The organism is Amycolatopsis kentuckyensis, assembly GCF_041679295.1.
Taxonomy (GTDB): Bacteria; Actinomycetota; Actinomycetes; order Mycobacteriales; family Pseudonocardiaceae; genus Amycolatopsis; species Amycolatopsis kentuckyensis_A.
The window spans coordinates 937,426-952,049 of the sequence record NZ_JBGDMD010000003.1 but is presented as its reverse complement, the minus strand read 5'-3'; the positions used below and the strand labels follow the sequence as shown (position 1 = coordinate 952,049).

At 73.4% G+C, this 14,624-nt stretch carries 13 protein-coding genes; 10 read left to right on the top strand and 3 right to left on the bottom strand.

All coding sequences use genetic code 11. The features are described 5' to 3' along the window. Positions 1-2 precede the first annotated feature (2 nt). Positions 3-395, bottom strand: coding sequence for an STAS domain-containing protein (locus tag ACERZO_RS16090; RefSeq protein WP_372665438.1), 393 nt, complete (start codon positions 393-395; stop codon positions 3-5). A 233-nt stretch (positions 396-628) separates the two neighbouring features. On the opposite strand from ACERZO_RS16090, the gene ACERZO_RS16085 reads away from it, so the two are divergent. Both ACERZO_RS16085 and ACERZO_RS16080 read left to right on the top strand, forming a co-directional pair. After that, entirely contained in the window at positions 629-937 is a 309-nt protein-coding gene (locus ACERZO_RS16085) for a DUF4326 domain-containing protein (protein WP_372665437.1), read from the top strand. 130 nt (positions 938-1,067) lie between these two features. After that, positions 1,068-3,551, top strand: a complete 2,484-nt coding sequence (locus ACERZO_RS16080; RefSeq protein ID WP_372665436.1) for a hypothetical protein — start codon at positions 1,068-1,070, stop codon at positions 3,549-3,551. On the opposite strand, the gene ACERZO_RS16075 is transcribed toward ACERZO_RS16080, so the two are convergent. Next, positions 3,548-4,993 carry a phenylacetate--CoA ligase family protein gene (locus tag ACERZO_RS16075; RefSeq protein ID WP_372665435.1) on the bottom strand — a complete coding sequence of 482 codons (1,446 nt, stop codon included), beginning with the start codon at positions 4,991-4,993 and terminating at the stop codon, positions 3,548-3,550. The two genes, ACERZO_RS16080 and ACERZO_RS16075, sit on opposite strands and share 4 nt — an antisense overlap. A gap of 29 nt (positions 4,994-5,022) precedes the next feature. Between ACERZO_RS16075 and ACERZO_RS16070 the strand changes: the two genes are divergently transcribed. The 3 genes from ACERZO_RS16070 to ACERZO_RS16060 all read left to right on the top strand — a co-directional run bounded on the left by ACERZO_RS16070 (position 5,023) and on the right by ACERZO_RS16060 (position 7,470). Beyond that, positions 5,023-5,511: a MarR family winged helix-turn-helix transcriptional regulator gene (locus ACERZO_RS16070; RefSeq protein ID WP_372665434.1), complete on the top strand. Its 489-nt coding sequence runs from the start codon at positions 5,023-5,025 to the stop codon at positions 5,509-5,511. Between the two features lie 198 nt (positions 5,512-5,709). Beyond that, entirely contained in the window at positions 5,710-7,068 is a 1,359-nt protein-coding gene (locus tag ACERZO_RS16065) for a hypothetical protein (RefSeq protein WP_372665433.1), read from the top strand. A gap of 96 nt (positions 7,069-7,164) precedes the next feature. Beyond that, on the top strand, positions 7,165-7,470 hold the full coding sequence (locus tag ACERZO_RS16060) for a DUF1883 domain-containing protein (RefSeq protein WP_086685181.1): 306 nt from the start codon (positions 7,165-7,167) through the stop codon (positions 7,468-7,470). Here the strand turns inward: ACERZO_RS16060 and ACERZO_RS16055 are convergent. Beyond that, a complete protein-coding gene (locus ACERZO_RS16055) occupies positions 7,439-9,034 on the bottom strand; it encodes an amidohydrolase (protein ID WP_372665432.1) in 1,596 nt (531 codons plus the stop codon). The two genes, ACERZO_RS16060 and ACERZO_RS16055, sit on opposite strands and share 32 nt — an antisense overlap. A 48-nt stretch (positions 9,035-9,082) precedes the next feature. Between ACERZO_RS16055 and ACERZO_RS16050 the strand changes: the two genes are divergently transcribed. From ACERZO_RS16050 to ACERZO_RS16030, 5 genes are all read left to right on the top strand, one after another. Then, entirely contained in the window at positions 9,083-9,565 is a 483-nt protein-coding gene (locus tag ACERZO_RS16050) for an MSMEG_6728 family protein (protein ID WP_372665580.1), read from the top strand. Between the two features lie 130 nt (positions 9,566-9,695). Continuing rightward, the gene (locus tag ACERZO_RS16045; protein ID WP_372665431.1) at positions 9,696-12,230 is read left to right on the top strand and encodes a glutaminase domain-containing protein; all 2,535 of its coding nucleotides are present in this window, start codon (positions 9,696-9,698) and stop codon (positions 12,228-12,230) included. 22 nt (positions 12,231-12,252) lie between these two features. Further along, positions 12,253-13,392, top strand: a complete 1,140-nt coding sequence (locus ACERZO_RS16040) for a type III PLP-dependent enzyme (protein ID WP_372665430.1) — start codon at positions 12,253-12,255, stop codon at positions 13,390-13,392. Next, complete coding sequence (speD, locus tag ACERZO_RS16035) at positions 13,385-13,744, top strand: adenosylmethionine decarboxylase (RefSeq protein WP_372665429.1); 360 nt, start codon at positions 13,385-13,387, stop codon at positions 13,742-13,744. The genes ACERZO_RS16040 and speD overlap by 8 nt, the downstream gene beginning before the upstream one ends. Then, entirely contained in the window at positions 13,744-14,613 is an 870-nt protein-coding gene (locus ACERZO_RS16030) for a spermidine synthase (RefSeq protein ID WP_372665428.1), read from the top strand. Before speD ends, ACERZO_RS16030 begins: the two co-directional genes overlap by 1 nt. Positions 14,614-14,624 lie beyond the last annotated feature (11 nt).

Sequence of the window (14,624 nt, the reverse complement as noted above, 5' to 3'; positions counted from 1 at the left end):
CCTCAGCCGACCGGCCGCGGGCTCATCACGCCGTAGAAGTCCATCGGCAGCACCGTGAACAGCCGCCGCACCGCGCGCGAGCGGCCGGGGTCGACCGTGAGGCGCGCGCCGGCGGCGTCGGCGAGGAGCTGGCCGCGCAGCAGCGAGTTCAGCCCGGCGACGGAGATGAACGTGACGGCGGAGAGGCCGACGACGACCTCCTCGACGTCGCCGCGGACGCGGGACTGCAGGAGCTCGTCGAGCCGGCGGGCGGTGTTCAGGTCGACCTCGCCGCTCACCCGGACCAGGACGGTCCGCGGGGCGGGGCGCGAGACGCGCAGGGTCATGCGGCCGGCGTCGATCCAGCCGGGGGCGGGGAGGACCTCGTGGCCGGCCGAGCGAGGTTCGGGAACCATCGCGGCACACCCTTTCGTCAGACGGCGGGAGCGAGCCGGACGTGGGGCGAGAGGGTGCCGGTCAAGGCAGCCCGCCGGCCCGGGCGCGGAACGTCCGGCAGCGGCTGACGGCTCAACCGTGAGCCCTCATGATAGTGCAGATGCACTAGGCCGACCACCGGGGTGCACCTTGCCGACCGCAATGGGGGACGGGCGCGAGCCGCGCCGGGCCGACCGGTGAGGAAGGAGTACGCATGCCCACCACCGTCGTCAACCTGAAGGGGCACCGCGGCGACCCGGAGTACGCCGACGTCGTCTACGTCGGGCGGCCGATGCACCGGGGCGGCTGGCGCCTCGCCGGGTCGGAGCTCGCCAGCCCGTTCCGCCCGGGCCCGGACGGCACCCGCGAGGACGTGCTGGCCAAGTACCGCGCGCACCTGCTGTCCCGGCCGGACCTGCTCGCGCTCCTGCCGGACCTGCGCGGGAAGCGGCTCGGGTGCTGGTGCGTCCCCGAACTCTGCCACGCCCAGGTGATCGCCGAGATCGCGGATCACGGGCCGTAACGATCCACACCCCCTGCGCGAGTAACCTGGCGACACGAGGGGGTGATCGACGGTGTCCGCGCGACGACTCGGGGGCTTCGATCAAGCGGAACTTCCGGCGGCTCACCGGATCCGGTGGTGGGTCGCGGGGGTGACGTCGGGACTCCTCGCGGCCGGCTTCGCCGTCGTGCCGTACCTGCCGTTCTTCCAGAGCTGGACGTTCGTCCGCGACCCGAAGGTCGCGAGCGTCATCACCTGGACCGTGCTGCAGACCTCCGTCGTGGTCATCGGCGCGGTGCTGACGCTCTACTTCATCGGCCGGGCGCGCCTCGAAGCCGCCGCCTTCCGCGCCAACCAGATCGACATCCGGCTCTTCTCCGACGAACGCCCCGAAGGCAGCCACGACCGCGAGATCGACTCCGCGGTCGAGCTGACCGCCGCGTTCAAGCGGATCCTCAACGACTCGCGGCTCTACACACCGACACCGGTGCCGGGTGTCGGCGGCTCGTACGACTTCATCCAGATCGTCGAGCACGCCGGCGACGCCGCGGAAGGCTGGTGGAAGGCCGCGACCAAGCTGGTCCGGCTCGCCCAGCCGCCCGCCGCGTTCACCGTGACCGGGACCGTCCGGCCGGGCAACACCACCGGCCGCCACCAGCTGATCCTCGAGCTCGTCCGCGTCCCGCGGTTCGCCGCGAGCCCGTTGGTGATCGAGGACGAGAACTGGCCGCGCGTGCTGCACCGCGCGGCCAACGCCGTCGCCGCGCTCGTCATCCCGCGCAGCGCCTACGTCCGCACCAACATCCACTGGGCCGCCTGGCGGGGCGCGAAGATCCCGTACGAGCTGTTCGACGCCTACCAGCGCGCCAATCACTTCGTCACCCACCGCCGCTACGACGAAGCCCTCGCCGAGTACTACCGCGCGGTGAGCCTCGACCCGTCGAACGTCTACATCAGGCTCGAGATCGCCGCCCTGCAGGAGCAGCTCGACCTGCACCTCGACGCGCTAGCGACCTACGACGACGTGATCACCGTGTGCAGCCGAGGGCACCCGGCGCTGGCCCGCTGGTGGATCGGCCCGGACTTCGCGCGCCAGCCGCGGCACGCGGGCCGCGGGCGCGCCGTCGCGCTGCTGATCGCCCGCTACCGGCACGCGCTCGTCCTCGGCCACGGCGACTCCGTGGCCGGCTCGTGGTGGGTGCGGCGCACGACGGCGGGCGCGCCGGGCGACGCGCGGGCGCTGCGCCGGGCCGAGCTGCGGACGGCCCTGGAGCTGCGCTTCCGCCGCTACGTCGAGCTCGACGTGCGGGTGCGGCCGTACGCGATCCCGCCGGAGAAACGGCTCGAGCTGCATCGCCGCGTCCTGAAGGTGCCGGTCGAGGAGATCGTCGTCCACGAGGCGACGCCGGAGCGGCTGGCGGAGTACCACCAGCGCGCCGCCGAAATGCGGTCGTACCTCGGCGCGCTGTCGCAGTACGAGATCGAACGGCTCATCGCCGACTACCGCCGGTTCGGCCGGCGCTGGCGCAGCAGCTGGCACCAGCTGACGAACCGCGCGCTCGACCTGTCGCTGGTCTGGTCCGTGGTGCGCCGCGCGATGGCCGACGTCGAGCCGGTGACCGGCGCGGTCCCCGTGCCCCAGCCCGCCTACCCGGCCAGCCGGGTGCGGCTGGCCGACGTCTGCCCGGACCGGCGCTGGCCGCCGGATCCCCGGGCCCTCGACGACACCGTCGAAGCCGCGGGTCCGCGCAAAACGTGGGAGGAGTGCTACAACGCGGCGAGCGTGTACGCCGTCGCGATGCTCGAAGTCGGCCCGCGCGGCGAGCGCGACCTCCGCGACCGCGCGCGCAACCCGCGTCTGGTCGGCGAAGCGCGGGACGAAGTGGCCCGCCGCGCGGTCCGCGAGCTCTACCACGCCGCGACGATCAGCCACAGCGGGCGGCTGCCGGAGCGCCGGTCGTGGGTGATGGGCGAGGACCCCGACCTCGTCGCGCTGCGCGGGCACGAGCTGTTCCGGGTGTTCGAGATGGTCACGTTCTCCCCGGACCGCGCCGCGCCGCTGCGGCCGCAGCGCGCCCACGTCTGGGAGCAGGTCAGCTACGTCCGGCGGCTCGTCGGCGAGATCGCGGCGTGCCGCGCGCACTTCTGGCGCGCCCGGGCCGCCGACGCCGGGCCGGACGACCGGACGCTCGACCGCTGGCGCGCGGCCGACCGCGACGCCTGGCGCAAGCTGGCCGAGCTCGCGACCGGCAAGCAGGACTGGTACACGCGCTACCAGGCGATCTGCGCGTTCCGCGCGTGGTCGGCCGACTCCGGCTACCCGGGCGCGATCGAGGGTTTCCCGCTGTACAGCGAAGAACGGCTGCACGCCCAGCTGCGCGGCGCGGCGGGCCGGCGCGGCAAGACCGGCCTGGATGCCGACATCGTCGTCCGCGAGTACGTCCGCCTGTGCGACCAGCGGCTCGACCTGCTGGCGGCCGACATCGCCGAGCTGACCGACCAGTCCCCGGTGACCGGGTTCGCGGCGTGCGCCGATCTGTGGACGGCGCTGAGCGCGTGGTTCGACGACGACATCGCCGACGGCTCGTCCGCCGCCGAGCGGCGCGAGCGGTTCCGCAAGCTCGCCCGCCCCTAGGACCGCCGCGTGTAGCGGTGCTTCACGCCGACCGGGAAGTACTCCGGGTCGCCCGCCGGGCGCAGCACGACGTCCGGCCGCTGCCGCTCGGGCGGCACGTAGTGCGCGTACTCGCTGTTGAGCCGCCGCAGCTGGCCGGCCACCGCGTCGGCGATCGCGGCGGCGTCGGCGGTCGCGCCCGGGGCCGTCTCGACCGTGATCCGCAGCCGGCGGTCACGGTCCTCGTCCTCGACCGAATCGATGACGAACTTGCCGGTGACGGTGTCGCTGATCCCCGGCTGCTCCAGCCCGACGGTCACGTTCTCGGGATAGACGTTCGCGCCGAAGAACGACACCGTGAACAGCGACCGGCCGAACACGTACACGAACGGCAGCTCCGGTCCGGGCGGCGGCGTGAAGCCGTGGCGGGCGCAGAGCTCCAGCAGCCCGGCGTGCGGCAGGACCCCGCCGTCGTCGGCGATGTGGTAGCGGATCAGCGGGATCCCGCCGTCGCCGGTGAAGACGAGCGTGCCGTCGTGCACCTCGAAGAAGCGGCTCGCGGGGTCGTACTGCACCAGCGTCGGGAGCCGGGCGTCGCCGAAGACCTCGCGCGCCAGTTCGGGGCGGTCGGCGAAGAAGCGGCGGATGCCCACGGACACCGGGGTTTCGGTGCCGAGGACACCGGCGTCGGCCGTGCCGTACAGCGAAGCGATGTGCCGCACCGGGTCGGCCACCCCGGCCCGCCGGCCGACCAGTTCGCGCCACTGCTCGCTGAAGACCTCGCCGGCCAGCACGAGCTTGATCGCGTACGCGGGCCAGTCGACGCCTTCGGCGAGGCCGGTGTCGACGACGTCCTTGACGAACGGCGGGTAGCCCAGCAGCACCACCTGCTCGAAGTGCGGTGCGAGTTCGGGGAGCACCCGCAGGATCTCGGCCTTGTTGTTGCCGGGCGCCACGACGGTGATCGGGCAGCCCTTCGCCGCGAGGTGGCGCACGCACGCCGTGGTGAAGAGGCCGCCCACCCAGGTGCCGAGCGGGAAGCAGACGACGGCGAGGGTGCTGCGCCGGTCGGCTTCGAAGGCGTCCACCAGCACGGTTTCGAACCGGCGGGCGACGTGCAGCTCGTCTTCGAGGGCGCGCGGCCAGATCGTCGGGTGGCCGCTGGAGCCGGAGGAGACGGCGATCATGTCGTTGCCCGCGAACGTGCCGCCGCGGCACAGCTCGGGCAGCGGGTACTTCCGGTGGTAGCCGTCCTTGTCGAGCAGCGGCAGCTGCCGGAAGTCCGCCATGGTCCGGACGTTCTCGGGCGCGACGCCGTGGTCGCGCAGGAACTTCCGGTACGCGGGCACGGTTTCCGCGGTGCGGCGGAAGAGTTCGAGCACGTGGTCGTCCGGCGGTGGCCCCGGTGGGGCGAAGAAGGCGTCGAACGCTTGCCGCACGCGGATCTGCCGGCCGAGGTCCATGATCGGCGAGCATAGCGGGGGCACGTGTCATGATGGGCGGCGTGAGCACGTCCGCGGAGCAGCAGCCCGCCGGCCCGCCGTTGACCCTGTACCTGGTCAAACGGCTCGAGCTGGCGATCCGCGCCCTGCTCGACGACGCGCTCCGCCCGGTCGGGCTCACGACGTTGCAGTACACGGCGCTGACGGTGCTGGAGGCCAGCGGCGCGCTGTCGTCGGCGCAGCTGGCGCGCCGGTCGTTCCTCCGGCCGCAGACGATGCACGAAATGGTGCTGGCGCTGGAGAAGCGCGGGCTGATCGCCCGGACGCCCAAGCCGGACAACCGCCGCGTCCTGCTGGCCGGCCTGACGGACGCCGGCCGCGGCGTGCTGGCCGCCTGCGCCCCGGCGGTCGCGGAGGTGGAGGGCGCGTTGCTGGCGGACCTGAGCCCGGGCCAGCGCGCGACGTTCCGCGAGGGGCTCCAGCACGGGGTGCTCGCGCTGGGTGCGTTGTCGTCGCACCGGCGTTCTCAGGAAGCCTGATCCGCGACCGGGCGACCAGTCTCCGCCAAGTGGCGGATCAACTCAGGCTTGCTGACAAAAAGCACTAGGCCGGTCGAGTGGTCGCGCCAGGTGGCGCGTTGCCCGGGTGTGGGGAAGGCCGTTGGGGGGTACGTCCCAGATCCGCTTTCCGCATCCGGAGGTACGCCGACCGTGACCAGGGCTCGCGACAGGGGTGGCATGAGAACCGCCACCCGGCGCGCACTGGTGATCGCCGGAGCGGCGGCCGGCTTGTGGCTGGTGTCGTGGTTGCTGTCGGGACACGCGGAGGCTGCCGGGCGGGATCCGTTGGGTGGCGTGGTGGCCGGGGTGGTGGGGGAGCCGCCGTCCGGTGGCGGGGCTCCGGTGGCCTCGGTGGCCGCGCCGGTTTCGCGCTCGGTTCGCGCTGCGGAGGCTGCGGTCGACCCGGTGCCGCGGCCGGTCGCACCGGTGTCGCAGGTCGTGCGTGCGGCGGCTCCGGTGGTGGAGCTGGTGCCGCGGGCCACTGCACCGGTGGTCGAGCCGACTTCCCAGATCGCGCCCGCGGCCGACCCGGCTTCGCAGGTGGCGCAGGTGGCGGCGCCGGTAGTTGAGCCGGTGTCGCAGGTCGTGCGTGCGGCCAGGCCCGCAGTCGACCCGGCTTCGCAGGCGGCGTCTCCTGTGGCCGAGCCGGTTTCGCAGGTGGTGCGTGCGGCCGAGCCCGCAGTCGACCCGGTGTCGCAGGTCGTTCGTGCGACGGCACCCGTCGCCGAGCCGGTCTCGCGGGTCGTGCAGGCGGCCGGGCCCATCCTCGAGCCGGTCTCGAACGTGGTGCGCGCTGCTGCGCCGGTGGTCGAGCCCGTCGTGCATTCCGTCGAGCCGGTCCTCGAACCCGTCTCGCGGGTCGCCCGCCCCGTCCTCGAACCGGTGTCCGACGTGGTGCGGGCCGCCGCGCCGGTCCTCCGGCCGGTCTCGCAGGTCGTTCATGCCGCCGCGCCCGTCGTCGAGCCGATCCTCGCTCCCGTCTCGCAGGTCATCCGCGCCGCCGCACCCGTGATCACCCCGGTCGTGCGAGCCGTCGAACCTGTCGTGCGAGCCGTCGAGCCGGTCGTCGAGCCGGTCACCGGCACCGTCGTCACTCCCGTGGTCACCCCCGTCGCCGACCCGCCCACCGAGGCGCCGTCCACCCCGCTGCACTTGACCCCGGCTCTCCGAGCGAAAACCTCACCACCGGCAGCAACCTCCGCGCCGACAGCGGCCGTCGCTCGCACCGAACGCCCGGCCACCTCCCCGCCGGCGACCCGAGCCGAAGACTGCACCCACCCGGCCGCGAAAGCCGCCGCGAAGGCGCAAGCCACCGCGCGCCACACCGCGTCGCACCCCTCCGGCGCGCCCGGCCGGACCCCGGCGCCGCGATACCCCGCGGCCCCCGCCGATGCCGCCTGCGGGAGCGCGCCCACCATGCCGCCCGCCTTCCTCACCCCCGGCCACGGATCCGGCGCGATCCGGGCGTCGACGCCGTCGCACGGGGACTTCCTGCCGCTCTGGCGGCCCTGCGAACCGGGTACCGGCCCCGGCTGATCTCCGCCCCGATCGACCTCGCCGTCGCGGTGCGCGGCGTGTTCCGCGCTGCCCGCGACCCGCCACAACCACTACCCACGTGTCAAGAGGGGCGAAATGGAAGCGAATGTGTTCGATCTCGGGAAAGTGCGAAGAGACGCGGTGGTCACCATCCGGCTGGACGCGATGGCCAACGTCAGGCTCCTGACGGAGGTCAACTTCCAGGCCTACCGGCGCCGGCAGTACTACCGGATGCACGGCGGGGTGGCCACCGCACCGATGTTCAAGATCCACATCCCGGCCAACGCGCACTGGTTCCTCGTGCTCGACGTCGAAGGACTGGAGAACCTGCCGCTGCGGCCCCGGGTGAGCGTCGAACCGGAGCCGGCCGTCATGGCTCGTGGACGCACCGGCCCCCGGTGAACGTCATCGCGACCTTCGCGGCCCCGATCTCGTGCGCGGGGCCCGCGAAGGGGTCGCGGTCGAGCACCACGAGGTCGGCGCGGTGGCCGGGCCGGATCGCGCCCGTGTCGTCGAGGTGGTTGACGTACGCCGAACCCGCGGTGTACGCGGTGATCGCCGCGGCCAGGTCGATCCGCTGTTCCGGTAGGAACGCGGGCACGTCCTCGCCGTAGGGGATCCGGTTGACCGCGACGTGGATGCCCTGCAGCGGGTCGGGGCTGCTCACCGGCCAGTCGCTGCCGGCGGCCAGGGTGGCGCCGGCCCGCAGCAGGGCGCCGAACGGGTACTGCCACGCCGCCCGCTCGGCGCCGAGGAAGGGGATGGTCAGCTCGTCCATCTGAGGCTCGTGCACGGCCCACAACGGCTGGATCGTCGCGGTCGCGCCGAGCCGCCCGAACCGCGGGACGTCGTCGGGGTGCACCACCTGCAGGTGCGCGAGGTGGTGGCGCCGGCCGCCGCCGTTCGCGGTGCGGGCGGCTTCGACGGCGTCGAGCGCGTCGCGGACCGCGCGGTCGCCGAGCGCGTGGAAGTGCACCTGGAAGCCGTGCGCGTCGAGGAGCGTCACGTATTCGCGCAGCGCCACCGGATCGACGAAGCTCAGTCCACTGTGGCCGGTGCACAGGTACGGGCTGAGCAGCGCCGCCGTGTGGTTTTCGGCGACGCCGTCCAGCATGATCTTGACGGTGCCGGCGCGGAACCCGCTGCGGCGCAACGACTCCCGGCGCGCCAGGAGCTCCGGGAGCTGCTCGGCGCCGCGGGCGCGGTCCCACCAGAGCGCGCCCGTGACCCGGGCGGTCAGCAGCCCGCGTTCCGACGCGGTCGCGTACGCCCGCGACGGGTCCGGCATGCCGCCGTACTCGCCGAGCAGCGCGTCCTGCCAGGCGGTGACGCCGAGCGAGTGCAGCAGCCGCTGCGCCCGCAGCAGGCCGGCCAGCTCGTCGACCTCGGTGACCGGCGGCAGCAGCCGGGTGACGAGGTCCATCGCGCCCTCCTGCAGGACGCCGGTGGCGCCGTCGGCGTCGCGCTCGATGCGGCCGTCCGGCGGGTCGGGCGTGTCCGCGGTGATGCCGGCGCGGGTGAGCGCGGCGCTGTTCAGCCAGGCGCCGTGGTGGTCGCGGTTGACCAGGACGACCGGCCGGTCCGCGACGACGGCGTCGAGCAGCCGGCGGTGGGGGAGGCCGCCCGCGAAGGTGTCCAGGGACCAGCCGCTGCCGGTCAGCCACTCGAGCCGCGTATTGGCTCGCGCGTACGCGGCGACGGCGTCTAGGCAGCTCACGACGCTGCTCGCGCCGGTGAGGTCGCACTTGCCGAGTTCGACCCCGCCGCCGACGGCGTGGACGTGCGCGTCCTGGAAGCCGGGCAGCAGCAGCCGGCCGCGCAGGTCGACGACCTCGGTGCGCGGGCCGATCAGCGGGGTGGGGTCGGCGCCGACGGCGGTGATCCGGTCGCCGCGGACGGCCGCGAACCCGGCCCGGCCGCCGGTCGTGAGCACGGGGCCGCCGGTGAAGACGAGGTCGGCGTGCATCCTCCGATCTTCCCGCATCGACGGGCCGTCCCGGGGTACCCGGCCGGGATGCAGACGTTCCTGCCCTGCGCCGACTTCACCGCCAGCGCCCGCACGCTCGACCGCCGCCGCCTGGGCAAGCAACGCGTGGAGACGCTCCAGGTGCTGCGCGCGCTGGTGATCCCGGGCTACGGCTGGCGCAACCACCCGGCAGCGAAGATGTGGACGGGGTACGAAGAAGCGTTGACGCGCTACGGCCTCGAGGTGTGCGCGGTGTGGTGCGAGCTGGGCGCGGCAGACACGTGCGCGGTGAAGCTGACCGACGAGTTCACGGGCGCGATCGGGAGCCCGGTGATCCGGACCCAGGCCGAGCTGACGGCCGCCGGCGAAGTCCCGCCTTGGCTGGGCGACGAAGCTGTGCACCGCAGCCACCGGTCCGCGCTGGTGCGCAAGGAGCGCGACCACTACGCGCCTCGGTTCCCGGACGTGCCGGACGACCTGCCGTACGTCTGGCCGGCATCGGACCGCCCATCCCGCGCCGCGACGGGGTAGCGCACCAGACCTGCGGCGCGAGTGGTCCGTGAATCAATCACCACACCGCCCAACGGCGGATTTACAACGTTGTACCAACGATGTAACTGTTGTCCCCGCACCGGCTCGCACGCCGTGGAAGGGGCCACCGATGTCCTCCCGAGAACTGACCCGCCGGGACCTGATCCGGTTCGCCGGGGGCACGGCCGCCGCCGTCGCCGCCGCGCTCTGGCTGCCCGGCACCGCGGCCGCCGCCGGGACCTTCAGCCCGATCCGGCCGCCCGCCACCCCGCTCATCGTCCGCTCGCCCTACCTGTCCACCTGGCAGCCCGCCGACAACCTCGCCGGCACCTGGTCGAGCTTCTGGACCGGCCACGTCACCGCGCTGTGCGGCCTCGCCCGCATCGACGGCGCCGCCTACGTCTTCGCCGGTCAGCCCGCCCTGCCGAGCGGCCCCGCGCTCACCCCGATGACGCAGGTCAGCCTGCAGGTCACCGGCACCCGCTCGACCTACGTCCTCACCGGCGGCGGCGTCAACCTCAGCGTCACGTTCTTCTCGCCCGTCGACCCGGCGAACCTGCAGCGTCAGTGCGTCCCCTTCGGCTACGTCACCATCCAGGCCGCCAGCGCCGACGGCCGCGCGCACGCCGTCGACCTGCACTTCGACACCTCCGCCGAGTGGGTGCACGGCAACACCTCGACTCCCGTGACCTGGACCCAGCAGCAGGCGGGCGGCTACACCCTGCTCAGCTGCACCCCGGCGAGCCCGGGCGTTCTGCAGGAGAACGGCGACCAGGCGAGCTGGGGGCAGCTGGTGCTCGCCGCGCCGACGTCCGGGACCAGCTGGCAGATCGGGCAGGACACCGTCGTGCGCGCCGCTTCGGCGGGTCAAGGCACCCTGACCAACACCAGTGACACCGCCCAGCCGCGCGCCATCAACGACCGCTGGCCGGTGCTCGCCTTCAACAGGAATCTCGGCACGATCCCCGCCGGCGGCACCTCGACGCCGTTCACGCTCTCGATCGGGCACGTCCGCACGCCCGCCGTCCGCTACCTCGGCACCCCGCTCAACCCCTGGTGGACGCACTATTGGAGCAGCTGGCAGGACATGGCCGTCTGGTTCGGCAACGACTACGCGTCCGCGCTGTCGGCCGCGACCGCGATCGACCAGCGCCTGCACGACGACGCCGTCGCCGCGGCCGGCGGTGGCACGACCGGCGAGCACTACGCCGGGATCTGCGCGCTCGCGCTGCGCCAGGCCTTCGGCGGCACCGAACTCGTCGACCGCGGCGGCGCACCGTGGGGCTTCCTCAAGGAGATCTCCTCCAACGGCAACATGTCCACTGTGGACGTCACCTACCCGGCGTTCCCCGCCTACCTCTACCTTTCCCCGGCGTACCTGCGGCTGATCCTGGAGCCGCTGCTCGACTACGCCGAGCGCGGCGGCTGGCCCATGCAGTTCGCCGAGCACGACCTCGGCACCCACTACCCGGACGCGACCGGGCACAACGACGGCAACGAGGAGAGCATGCCGGTCGAGGAGTCGGCCAACCTGCTGATCATGGCCGCCGCCCTCGTCCAGCGGCTGCCCTCGGCGGACGCCGTCGCCTTCGCGAACGCCCACTACCGGATCCTGCGGCAGTGGGCCGAGTACCTGGTCGCCAACACCCTCGACCCCGGCTTCCAGAACCAGACCGACGACTTCACCGGCTTCATCGCCCACAGCGCCAACCTCGCGCTCAAGGGCATCATCGGCGTCGGCGCGATGGGGATCATCGCCGCCGCGACCGGCAACACCGCCGACGTCCAGCGGTACCGCTCGACGTCCCGCAGCTACATCAGCCAGTGGGTGACCCTCGCCGAGGACGGCCAGCACCTGAAGCTCGCCTACGACCAGCCCGGCACGTGGAGCCTGAAGTACAACGGCTTCGCCGACCGCGTGCTCGGCCTCGACCTGGTCCCGCTCGGCGTCGCCGCCCAGGAGGCGGCCTGGTACCAGGGCCGCGCCGGCGCCCACGGCGTCCTGCTCGACCCGCGCAACAACTACACGAAGGCCGACTGGGAGCTGTGGACCGCGGCCTGGCTCACCGACCAGCCGAACATCCGCACGTCGCTGGTCGAAGGCGTCTACAGCTACGCGAACGTCACGCCGCAGCGGGTGCCGTTCAGCGACTGGTACGTCGTCGCCGACGCCACCCAGCGTGGCTTCCAGGCCCGCCCGGTCGCCGGCGGCTACCTGGCCCTGCTGACGCGCCCGGCGGCGTCGACGACGGTCTGGCGCAAGCTGCAGAACCAGCGGTCGGGCAAGGTGCTCGCCGTGTCGAACATGTCGCTGGCCGACTCGGCCGAAGTGACCCAATGGACGGACAACGGCACCGCCGACCACCTCTGGGCGGTGGCCGAGAACGGCGACGGCACCGTCCGGATCGTCAACCGCAACAGCGGCAAGGTCCTCGCGGTGCACGACCAGAGCCTCGACAACGGCGCCCACGTCCAGCAGTTCCAGGACAACGGCACCCCCGACCACAACTGGCGGATCGTCGACGCGGGCGGCGGCTGGTCGAAGCTCGTCAACGTCCGCAGCGGCAAGGTGCTGGCGGTCGACCAGCAGTCCACGGCGGACGGCGCGCAGGTGACCCAGTGGGACGACAACGGGACACCGGACCACCTGTGGCGGTTCGTCTGACGTCGTTTGCAAGACTGGCGCCGTGTGCGCCGACCCCCTCCGCCGGTTCCTCGACGAACGGGACCCGCCGACCCCGTGCCTCGTCGTCGACACCGACGCCGTCGCGGCCCGGGCGCGCGAGGTCCGCTCGGCGTTCCCGGGCGCGCTGATCCGGTACGCGGTGAAGGCCAACCCGGCACCGCCGGTGCTCGACGCGCTGGTGGCGGCCGGGGCCGGCTTCGACGTCGCCGGGTCCGCCGAGCTCGCGCTGTGCCTGGAGCGCGGCGCGGACCCGGCGGACCTCGCCTACGGCAACCCGATCAAGAAACCCCGGGACATCGCGGCCGCCTTCGAACTCGGCGTCCGCGAGTTCACCTCGGACGCCGCGGCCGACGTCGACCACCTGGCCGAGCACGCGCCGGGGTCGGCCGTGTCGATCCGCGTGCTGCTCGACGCGCCGGACTCGGTGACGCCGTTCGGCCGGAAGTTCGGCTGCGAGCCGGCCGAGGCCCTCGACCTCGTGCTGCGCGCGGCCGCGCTCGGGCTGCGGCCCGGGATCGCGTTCCACGTCGGGTCGCAGCAGCCGGACGCCGGCGCGTGGGAGATCGGGATCGCCACGGCGGCGAAGCTGTTCGCCGAGGCCGCGGCGCAGGGTGTCACGATGACGCGGCTCAACCTCGGCGGCGGCTTCGCGACGCCGCACCGGACCGCGGTGCCCACCCTGGCCGCGTACGCGGCGACGATCGCTTCGGCGCTCGACACGCACTTCCCGGCCGGCCCGCCGGAGCTGCTGCTGGAGCCGGGCCGGGTGCTCGTCGCCGACGCGGGCCTGCTCCGGACCGAAGTCGTGCTGGTCGCGTGGCGCGGCGGACGGCGCTGGGTCTACCTCGACATCGGGCGCTACAACGGGCTCGCCGAGGCCGAGAACGAGGCGATCGCCTACCGGTTCGAGCCGGTGGCGGCCGGCGGGCCGAGCGGGCCGGTGGTGCTCGCCGGGCCGACCTGCGACGGCGACGACGTCCTCTACCAGCGGACGCCCTACGAACTGCCGCTGTCGTTGACGACCGGCGACCGGCTCGACCTGCCGGGCACCGGCGCCTACACCGCGAGCTACGCGTCGGTCGGGTTCAACGGCATCGAGCCGCTGCGCACCCACTGCGTCGGGCGGTGGGGCGATGCCTGAGATCGGCCGGTTCACCGGGCGCCACGTCCTCGCCGAGCTGCACGGCGTCGACCCGGGCCTGCTCAACGACGCCGTGCGCCTCGGTGAACTGCTGCGGGCGGCGGTGACGGAGGCGGGCGCGACGGTCGTCGACGTCGTGGCCAAGCGGTTCGTGCCGCAGGGCGCCACGGTGATCGCGCTGCTGGCCGAGTCACACGCGTCCGTGCACACCTACCCCGAGCACGGCTCGCTGTTCGCCGACGTGTTCACCTGCGGCTCGCGCGCCGACCCCGAGCACGCGCTGCGGCTGCTGGCGAAGGCGCTGGACGCCGCTTCGGTCCACCTGTCCGTCCTGCACCGGGGAGAACGCTGATGCCCACCATCCACGAACCGGTCGGCGCCGGCCTCACCCGCGTCTGGGAGGTCGGCGACGTGCGCTTCCACGAGCGCACGCAGTACCAGGAGGTGCTGATCGGCAAGACCGCGCAGGGGATTTCGCTGTTCTGCGACGGCGAACGGCAAAGCACCGAAGCGAGCCAGCTCGTCTACCACGAGGCGCTGATGGTACCGGCGCTGCTGCTGGCCGAGCGGGTGCGGCGGGTGCTGATCATCGGGTCCAGCGAGGGCGTCGCCTCCCAGCTGGCGGTTTCGGCGGGCGCCACGCTCGTCGACCACGTCGACATCGACGAGCGGGCCGTGCGGGCCTGCGCCGAGCACCTGCCCTACGGCTACACGACCGCGGACCTCGCCCGCGGCGACGGGCCGGTCCGGGTGTCCTTTGCGGACGGCTGGGAATTCCTGGCCGCCGCCGAGGCCCGGGGCGACACCTACGACGTCGTCGTGATCGACCTGCCGGACGAGAACACCGACCCGGACGCGCAGCACAACCGCTTGTACGGCACGGACTTCCTCGGCCGGTGCGCCCGCGTCCTGGCGCCCGGCGGGGTGGTGACCTGCCAAGCCGGCTGCCCGACGCTGTGGCGCAACGAGACGCTGCTCGCGGCGTGGCGGCGGTTCCGCGAGGTGTTCCCGACGGTGCTGTACTTCGGTTCCGACGAGCACGAGTGGGCATTCCTGTCCGGGCGCGCGGACGTCGTCGACGACCCGGGCGCGCTGGTGGCGCGGCGGTTCGCGGAGCGGGGGAGCGGCGCGGTCACGCTGGACGCCGAAGCGCTGCTCGGCGGCGCGACTCCGCCGTATTCACTCCGGCACGCAGTGGTCCGGACCAGTATCGACCGTTGATTGTCCGACAC

What these genes read in the sequence shown, in the direction of transcription:
- ACERZO_RS16090 (WP_372665438.1), bottom strand. Translation starts at nt 395, where the DNA reads ATGGTTCCCGAACCTCGCTCGGCCGGCCACGAGGTCCTCCCCGCCCCC.
- ACERZO_RS16055 (WP_372665432.1), bottom strand. Translation starts at nt 9,034, where the DNA reads ATGCACGCCGACCTCGTCTTCACCGGCGGCCCCGTGCTCACGACCGGC.
- ACERZO_RS16085 (WP_372665437.1), top strand. Translation starts at nt 629, where the DNA reads ATGCCCACCACCGTCGTCAACCTGAAGGGGCACCGCGGCGACCCGGAG.
- speD (WP_372665429.1), top strand. Translation starts at nt 13,385, where the DNA reads ATGCCTGAGATCGGCCGGTTCACCGGGCGCCACGTCCTCGCCGAGCTG.
- ACERZO_RS16030 (WP_372665428.1), top strand. Translation starts at nt 13,744, where the DNA reads ATGCCCACCATCCACGAACCGGTCGGCGCCGGCCTCACCCGCGTCTGG.
- ACERZO_RS16070 (WP_372665434.1), top strand. Translation starts at nt 5,023, where the DNA reads ATGATGGGCGGCGTGAGCACGTCCGCGGAGCAGCAGCCCGCCGGCCCG.
- ACERZO_RS16065 (WP_372665433.1), top strand. Translation starts at nt 5,710, where the DNA reads ATGAGAACCGCCACCCGGCGCGCACTGGTGATCGCCGGAGCGGCGGCC.
- ACERZO_RS16060 (WP_086685181.1), top strand. Translation starts at nt 7,165, where the DNA reads ATGGAAGCGAATGTGTTCGATCTCGGGAAAGTGCGAAGAGACGCGGTG.
- ACERZO_RS16050 (WP_372665580.1), top strand. Translation starts at nt 9,083, where the DNA reads ATGCAGACGTTCCTGCCCTGCGCCGACTTCACCGCCAGCGCCCGCACG.
- ACERZO_RS16075 (WP_372665435.1), bottom strand. Translation starts at nt 4,993, where the DNA reads ATGGACCTCGGCCGGCAGATCCGCGTGCGGCAAGCGTTCGACGCCTTC.
- ACERZO_RS16045 (WP_372665431.1), top strand. Translation starts at nt 9,696, where the DNA reads ATGTCCTCCCGAGAACTGACCCGCCGGGACCTGATCCGGTTCGCCGGG.